Here is a 6,499-nt window from a genome sequence, read left to right on the forward strand (position 1 = left end):
GGTCACCCCGGCGCGCGCGATCTCCACCTGCTCGCTGGCGGACGCGGCGATCCCCAGCGCCTCGGTCAGCGAGAGCGCGCGGGGCTGCGGGGTCTGCGCCCCCAGCGTTCCCGCGCAGAGCGCCACCGCGGCCGCCGAAGCGGCCGCGCCGCGCCAACCATGCCTCCACCCTGCGTTTCGCGTCATCTATCCGGCAATGGAAAGTGTTCTGGAACGGCTTCCCCTACGAGACCCTGCGCTCCGGCGCGGGGACCTCCGCGGCACGCCCCGCACGCCACCGGTCCACCAGCGTGTCGCCCTCCTCCAGCAGGAAGGCGTGGAAGCGCGCGGCCTCGGCCAGGCGGGCGCGGGCGCCCTCCATCTCCGGGGGGAGGGTGGCCTCGCCCTCCACCAGGACGCTCCGCATGGTCTCCCAGCGCTTCCGCGCCACCTCCAGCATCCGCTCCCAGGCGTCCGGGCGCATCTGGTAGAAGTCGCGCCGGTCGCCCGGGGCGCTGATGCGGTCCAGCAGCCCCACCTGCTCCAGGAGCCGGGCGTTGGTGCTCACCGAGGCCTTGCTCACCTGGAGCTGCTCGGCCATCTCGTCCAGCGAGAAGGGGGTCTCGGCCAGCAGCAGGAAGCCGAAGATCCTCCCCGCGCTCCGCGGAAGGCCATCGGCCTCCATCATCAGCCCCATCCGCTCGACGAAGTTCTGTGCAGCCTGGTGCATCACCGCTCCGGGTTCGGGTCGCCTCGATCGGGCAGCAAGCTATCGCGTTCAGAACATTAAGTCAATACTGAACGTTCTGAAAACAGTCGTTTCCCGGGGGCGGAGCCTTGATGGCCCGGCACCTAGTCGGCAGATTGGGTGCGAAAACCCCTTCCCGGGATCCAGGATGCCACGACCCAAGGAGTTCGATCGCGACGAGGTGCTCGACCGGGCGCTGGAGGCGTTCTGGACGCACGGCTACGAAGCCACCTCCATGCAGGACCTGGTGGAGGCCATGGGGATCCACCGGGGGAGCCTGTACGACACCTTCGGCGACAAGCACGCTCTCTTCCTGGCCGCGCTGGACCGCTACGAGCGGGTGTGGGTGAGCCGCGTGGTGGAGCGCCTGGAAGAGGAGGGAGCGCTCCGGGAGGTGCTGCGCCGCATCTTCGACGAGGTGGTGCAGGAGGCCGCCTCCTGCTCTCCCCGGCGGGGGTGTCTGACCACCAACTCGGCCGTGGAGCTCGCCCCCCGCGATCCCCGCGTGGCCGCCCGGGTGGCAGCGGCCTTCGGGCGGGTGGAGGAGGCGTTCTGCACGGCGCTCACCCGGGCCCGGGAGCACGGGGAGTTCGGCGGCGACCTGGACCCGCGGGCGGTGGCGCGCTTCCTCACCAGCAGCATCCAGGGGCTTCGCGTCCTGGCCCGGTCGGGCGCGGAGCGTGGGACGCTGCGGGACGTGGTGGACGTGACCCTCCGCGTGGTGGGCTGATTTTTTGGCACCATTCTTGAACGATCATTCCAGAACACGCTACAGCGACTTCGTCCTCGACAACGACTATCCCGCGCGCGGCGAGGCCTGACCCGCGTGCATGAACCCGAAAGGACAACGACCATGGAGCTGTTTGAACCCTATCGTCTCGGCCCCCTGCACCTTCCCAACCGGCTGGTCATGGCGCCGCTCACCCGCAACCGCGCCGCCGGCACCGTCCCGGGAGAGCTGAACGCCACCTACTACGCGCAGCGCGCCGGGGCCGGGCTGATCATCTCGGAGGCGACGCAGGTCACCCCACTGGGCCAGGGCTACCCGGAGACCCCGGGGATCCACTCCGAGGCGCAGGTAGAGGGGTGGCGCAAGGTCACCGACGCGGTACACGCGGAAGGCGGGCGCATCTTCCTGCAGCTCTGGCACGTGGGGCGGATCTCGCATTCCTCCTTCCACGGCGGGGAGCTGCCGGTGGCGCCGTCGGCCATCCGCCCCGCGGGCCAGGCCTTCACCTCCGAGGGGCTGAAGCCCTTCGAGACGCCCCGCGCGCTCACGACCGATGAGGTCCGGGAGGTGGTGGAGCAGTTCCGGCGCGGGGCGGAGAACGCCAGGCGGGCCGGCTTCGACGGGGTGGAGGTGCACGGGGCCAACGGGTACCTGATCGACCAGTTCCTGCAGAGCGGGACCAACCAGCGCACCGACCGCTACGGGGGCTCCGTGGAGGGGCGGGTGCGCCTCCTCCTGGAGGTCACGGAGGCGGCGGTGGACGTCTGGGGAGCCGACCGCGTGGGAGTGCGCTTCTCTCCCGGGGGGACCTTCAACGACATGAGCGACGAGGACCCGGCGGAGACCTTCACCCACGCGGCGCGGGAGCTGAACCGCTTCGGGCTGGCGTACCTCCACGTGGTGAACACCTCGCAGTCCAACGCCCCCCGGGGACTGGGCGAGCGGACCCCGACCGAGCTGCTGCGCCCCGTCTTCAAGGGGACGCTGATGAGCAACGGGGAGTACACCCGCGAGTCGGCGGAGGAGGCGCTGCGGTCGGGGGAGGCCGACCTGATCGCCTTCGGGCGGCTCTACCTCGCCAACCCCGACCTGGTGGAGCGCTTCCGGGAGGACGCGGAGCTGAACGAGCCCGACCCGTCCACCTTCTACGGAGGGGGCGCGGGGGGGTACGTCGACTACCCCGCGCTGGAGAGCGCCGGGCGCTGAGCCGCACACCAGGGGGCCCGCCCGGTGGGCGGGCCCCGCGCAATGGAGGACGGATGACGGAACCGACGACGGAGCGCCCGGTCCTGCGGGTGTCGGTGTACAGCGACTACACCTGTCCCTGGTGCTACATCGGGAGCGGGAGGCTGGACCGGCTACGCGAGGAGCTGGGGGATCGGGCGGAGCTGCGGGTGGAGTGGAAGCCCTTCGAGATCCATCCCGAGGTGCCGGAGGAGGGGATGCCGGTCTCGGCCCTTCCCTACCCGCGGGAGCAGTGGGAGAGGATGGTGGAGCACCTGCGGCGGGAGGCCGCGCGCGAGGGGCTGGAGATCACGAGCCTCGGGAAGGTCGCCAACACGCATCGCGCGCTGGTGGCGAGCGCGTACGTGCAGGCGGAGGAGCCGGAGCGCTTCCCGGAGTTCCACGACGCCCTCTTCCGCGCCTACTTCGGGGAGGGGCGTGACCTGGGAGACCCGGCCGTGGTGGGGGAGGTCGCGCGGGAGAGCGGGGTGGACGCCGAGCGGATGGAGAAGGCGCTGCGGGAGGGGCGCTACGAGGGGGCGCTGGCGGAGACCACCGCGACCGCGCACCGGCTGGGGATCACCGGGACGCCCACCTTCGTCTTCGACGAGCGCTACGCCGCCGTGGGCGCGCAGCCGGTGGAGGAGCTACGCCGGGTCGCCGAACGGGTGCTGGAGGAAGCTGGCTAGCGGCACTCCCCGGCGGCGGTCAGACCGTGGCACGGGGGGCGCGGCGCTGGGCGGGTATGCGGCGGGACGCGCCGCCCCCGCGTGCCTCCCGCTTCATGTGCCGCACCACGGGCTGGTGCAGCGCCATTCCCAGCACGAACAGCGTCCCCACGACGATGTGGGAGATCGCCATGGCCCGGAGCCAGCCGACGTGGGTGATCGCCTGGATCAGGTAGCCGGTGAGCACCATGGGGCCGAGCGTGGCGGCCGTCAGGATCCCGCTGCGCCGCCCGTGCGGCATCCCGCTGCGGAAGTGCCGCCATACGTGCCGCGTGGCGATCATCCCCACCGCGAAGACCATGAGCGGCGCCACCAGGATGTGCGCCTTGAGGAACCAGGGCTGCAGCGGGTGGTTCACCACCGCCCAGGGGTCGCGCGCCTCCACTAGGTACTTGGCCCAGAAGAAGCCGGCGCCGGTCAGGAAGGTGGCGGCGGTGGTGCTCCAGACGGACCACTTCTCGAACCGGTTCACTTCCGCTCCGCCGGCCGGGGCGCGCCGGACGCGCCGATGGTGCGGTGCAGCGCGAGCACCCGCCGCGACGCCGCCACGACGGCGTCGGCGGTGAGCGTGGCGCCGGTCATGTTCACCACGCCGCGCCCCACCGCCAGGTCGGGAGAGAGGCGCTTCCCCTCCACCTGGGCCAGCCAGCCGTCCGGCGCCCGGTACTGGGGCGGCTCCGCGAACTTCAGCACCTCGATCCGCTCGATCCGCTCGTCGGGGGTGACCACCACCATCACCACCTCCGGGAGGGTGCGGACGCGGTGCACGTCGAAGTACGCCACCCCCAGCGGGGTGCTGCCGCGGCGGCCGACGTAGTACGTCACCACCCCGGGCTTCACCTCCACCCCGCGCCCCGCGAGCCGGCTCGCCGCCTCCGCCTGGCGCGCGTCCAGGAACGCGGTGCGCCGCTCCACCTGCGCGGGGGCGGGGAAGGCGAGCGCCAGCGCCTCCTGCTGGCTCATGAGCACCTGCGCCGCCCCCCCTTCCGGGGAGGCGGCGAGGAGCGCGAGCGCGGCCAGGGCGAGCCCCGCCGCGCGGCGGAGCACGGACCCTCTAGAACAGGTAGGCGATGTTGACATTGAACTGGTTGACACCGGTGTCCGCCTCGTTGCTGTGCATCTGGTAGTCCCCCTTCACGCTCACCGCCGGGATCGGCTTCCACATGGCGCCGAGGGCGAAGACGCCGCGGTCGGTGGCCGGGTTGATGCTGAAGCCGGCGGGGACGCGGTCCTGCGTGTTCACCCGCTCCCAGCGGAAGTAGGGGACGAGCTGGTGCTCGGTGTCCACGAAGTTGAGCACGTCGTACCCCGCCTGCACGTAGCCGCCCGTGAGCCGCTCGCCGATGGACTGGCTCCCGGTGAGGTTGCGCAGCCGGTTCAGCTCGGCCACGTCGTCCAGCGTGGCGACGGCGTAGAGGGCCCGCAGGTCCAGGCCGCGGAGCTTGACGTCCGCATGCGCCTCCCAGATGGTCAGCCGCCCCTCGACCTCCTCGCCGGTGGGGAGCTCCCGCCCCTGGGCGGTGTTCCCCAGGAAGGCCGAGCCGCCCACCAGCACGCCCGGGACGCCGACGAAGTCGACGCGGGCGACGCCCCCGAAGTTCTCGGCCATCTCGCGCGCGCCCTTCTGCCGGCCGCCGCGCAGCCCGCCCGCGCTGAAGCCGCCCGCACGCGAGGTGCCCCCGCCCACCGCGTCCAGCGTGGTCATGAGGTACGCCCGGTACGAGAACGGCCCCGCGTCGCCGAAGATCCCGGCCCCGTTGGCGCGCCAGGTGGTGGGGATGATCACGGACTCGGTGAGCGGCCGCGTGGTCCCAAGGAAGATGGGGGGCTCGTGCAGCTCGTTGGTGAGCCCCAGCGGGCTCAGCAGGAGCCCGGCGCGAACCCCGAGTGCGGGAGAGAGGATGTAGTCCAGGTACGCGAACTCGATGGAAGCCTCGCCGCCCTGGCTGGTGCTCCCGTGCTCCCACTCCAGCTCGGAGTTGAAGATCAGCCGGTCGTTGAACTTGTAGCCGAAGTACAGGATCGCGCGGAGCGCGTCGAACTGGTCCACGGCGTTGGAGGGGGCGCCGTTCTCCCGCTCCTCGGAGAAGTTCTCGTACAGGAACTCGCCGTACCCGCCGACCGAGACGCCCTGCTGCACCCGGTACACCTTGGAGGCCGCCGGGGCGAGCCCGTAGATGCTGGTATCGGCGGCGACGGCGGCCACCTCGCGGCCCAGCTTCATCTCCTCGATCTCGCGGGTGATCGCCTCGATCTGCCTGCGCAGCGCGGCTACGTCGGCGGTGTCCTGCCGCGCCACGGCGCGGCGCAGCTCTTCCACCTCGCGCTGCAGGCGGTCGATACGGGCCTGCGGGTTCTCCTGGGCCCCGGCCGGGGCGGAAAGCGCCAGCGCGGACAGTGCCGCGCCCAGTGCGAGTGTCTTACGGAACCGAGCGAGCATCGGGTCTCCCTTGAATGTCGATCATCCCCTCCCGCCCTGTGCGGAAGGGCTCCAGCCCCGCGTTCCAGCGGGCCTCAACCGCGCCGCCGCGCTCCACCAGGAAGAGCACGCCGACGTCCGTCCTTTCCTTCGCCCAGCGCATCCCCTCCTCCGGGCCCATCACGAAGAGCGCGGTGGAGACGGCGTCCGCCGCAAAGGCATCCTCCGCGACCACGGTGACGCTCCCCCAGGCCGGCACGGGGCGCCCGGTGCGGGGGTCGAGGATGTGCCCCAGGCGCTCCCCGCTCTCCTCCACCCACCGCTCGGAGGCGGAGCTGGTGGAGACGGAGCGGTCGCGAAGGCGCAGCTCCGCGAAGGGCTCCCGGCGCCGGGCCGGGTGCGCCACGGCCACCGGCCAGGCGCCCTCTCCCGGGGGCGTACCCACGGCGAGGAGCTGCCCGCCGAAGTCGAAGAGGGCGGCGCGGACCCCCTCCCGCTCCAGGACCCGCCGCACCCCCCGCAGCGCCGCCCCCTTCCCGAACGCCCCGGTGTCGATCCAGGCCAGCGAGTCGCGCCGGACCACGGTCCCCGCCATGGCGTCCACCTCGAAGCGGTCCCAGCCGCTCGCCGACCGGGCCCGCCGGAGCGCCGCCTCGCCGGGCCGGCGCCCC

At 72.3% G+C, this 6,499-nt stretch carries 9 protein-coding genes; 3 read left to right on the plus strand and 6 right to left on the minus strand.

Annotation, left to right across the window (positions count from 1 at the left end; genetic code table 11):
* Positions 1–186 (minus strand): hypothetical protein (locus VGR37_15980; protein ID HEV2148905.1); only part of this gene is annotated, 186 nt, incomplete at its 3' end.
* 37 nt (positions 187–223) lie between these two features.
* A complete protein-coding gene (locus VGR37_15985; protein HEV2148906.1) occupies positions 224–709 on the minus strand; it encodes a MarR family transcriptional regulator in 486 nt (161 codons plus the stop codon).
* 166 nt (positions 710–875) lie between these two features.
* Here VGR37_15985 and VGR37_15990 point away from each other — a divergent pair, with 166 nt between their 5' ends.
* The 3 genes from VGR37_15990 to VGR37_16000 all read left to right on the plus strand — a co-directional run bounded on the left by VGR37_15990 (position 876) and on the right by VGR37_16000 (position 3,370).
* Positions 876–1,457, plus strand: coding sequence for a TetR/AcrR family transcriptional regulator (locus VGR37_15990; GenBank protein HEV2148907.1), 582 nt, complete (start codon positions 876–878; stop codon positions 1,455–1,457).
* A gap of 123 nt (positions 1,458–1,580) precedes the next feature.
* A complete protein-coding gene (locus VGR37_15995) occupies positions 1,581–2,663 on the plus strand; it encodes an alkene reductase (GenBank protein ID HEV2148908.1) in 1,083 nt (360 codons plus the stop codon).
* 53 nt (positions 2,664–2,716) lie between these two features.
* Positions 2,717–3,370 (plus strand): DsbA family oxidoreductase, encoded by a 654-nt coding sequence (locus VGR37_16000; GenBank protein HEV2148909.1) that lies wholly within the window; start codon positions 2,717–2,719, stop codon positions 3,368–3,370.
* Positions 3,371–3,389: 19 nt separating this feature from the next.
* Here the strand turns inward: VGR37_16000 and VGR37_16005 are convergent, their stop codons facing one another.
* The 4 genes from VGR37_16005 to VGR37_16020 form a co-directional block, all read right to left on the minus strand.
* Complete coding sequence (locus VGR37_16005) at positions 3,390–3,881, minus strand: hypothetical protein (GenBank protein HEV2148910.1); 492 nt, start codon at positions 3,879–3,881, stop codon at positions 3,390–3,392.
* Positions 3,878–4,456: an FMN-binding protein gene (locus VGR37_16010; protein ID HEV2148911.1), complete on the minus strand. Its 579-nt coding sequence runs from the start codon at positions 4,454–4,456 to the stop codon at positions 3,878–3,880. The genes VGR37_16005 and VGR37_16010 overlap by 4 nt, the downstream gene beginning before the upstream one ends.
* Positions 4,457–4,463: 7 nt before the next feature.
* Entirely contained in the window at positions 4,464–5,849 is a 1,386-nt protein-coding gene (locus VGR37_16015; GenBank protein ID HEV2148912.1) for a hypothetical protein, read from the minus strand.
* On the minus strand, positions 5,830–6,499 hold a 670-nt coding region (locus VGR37_16020; protein HEV2148913.1), incomplete at its 5' end, for an FAD:protein FMN transferase. The genes VGR37_16015 and VGR37_16020, both read right to left, overlap by 20 nt.

It is taken from the genome of Longimicrobiaceae bacterium (assembly GCA_035936415.1).
Lineage (GTDB): Bacteria > Gemmatimonadota > Gemmatimonadetes > Longimicrobiales > Longimicrobiaceae > JAFAYN01.

What these genes read in the sequence shown, in the direction of transcription:
- VGR37_16015 (HEV2148912.1), bottom strand. Translation starts at nt 5,849, where the DNA reads ATGCTCGCTCGGTTCCGTAAGACACTCGCACTGGGCGCGGCACTGTCC.
- VGR37_15985 (HEV2148906.1), bottom strand. Translation starts at nt 709, where the DNA reads ATGCACCAGGCTGCACAGAACTTCGTCGAGCGGATGGGGCTGATGATG.
- VGR37_15990 (HEV2148907.1), top strand. Translation starts at nt 876, where the DNA reads ATGCCACGACCCAAGGAGTTCGATCGCGACGAGGTGCTCGACCGGGCG.
- VGR37_15995 (HEV2148908.1), top strand. Translation starts at nt 1,581, where the DNA reads ATGGAGCTGTTTGAACCCTATCGTCTCGGCCCCCTGCACCTTCCCAAC.
- VGR37_16000 (HEV2148909.1), top strand. Translation starts at nt 2,717, where the DNA reads ATGACGGAACCGACGACGGAGCGCCCGGTCCTGCGGGTGTCGGTGTAC.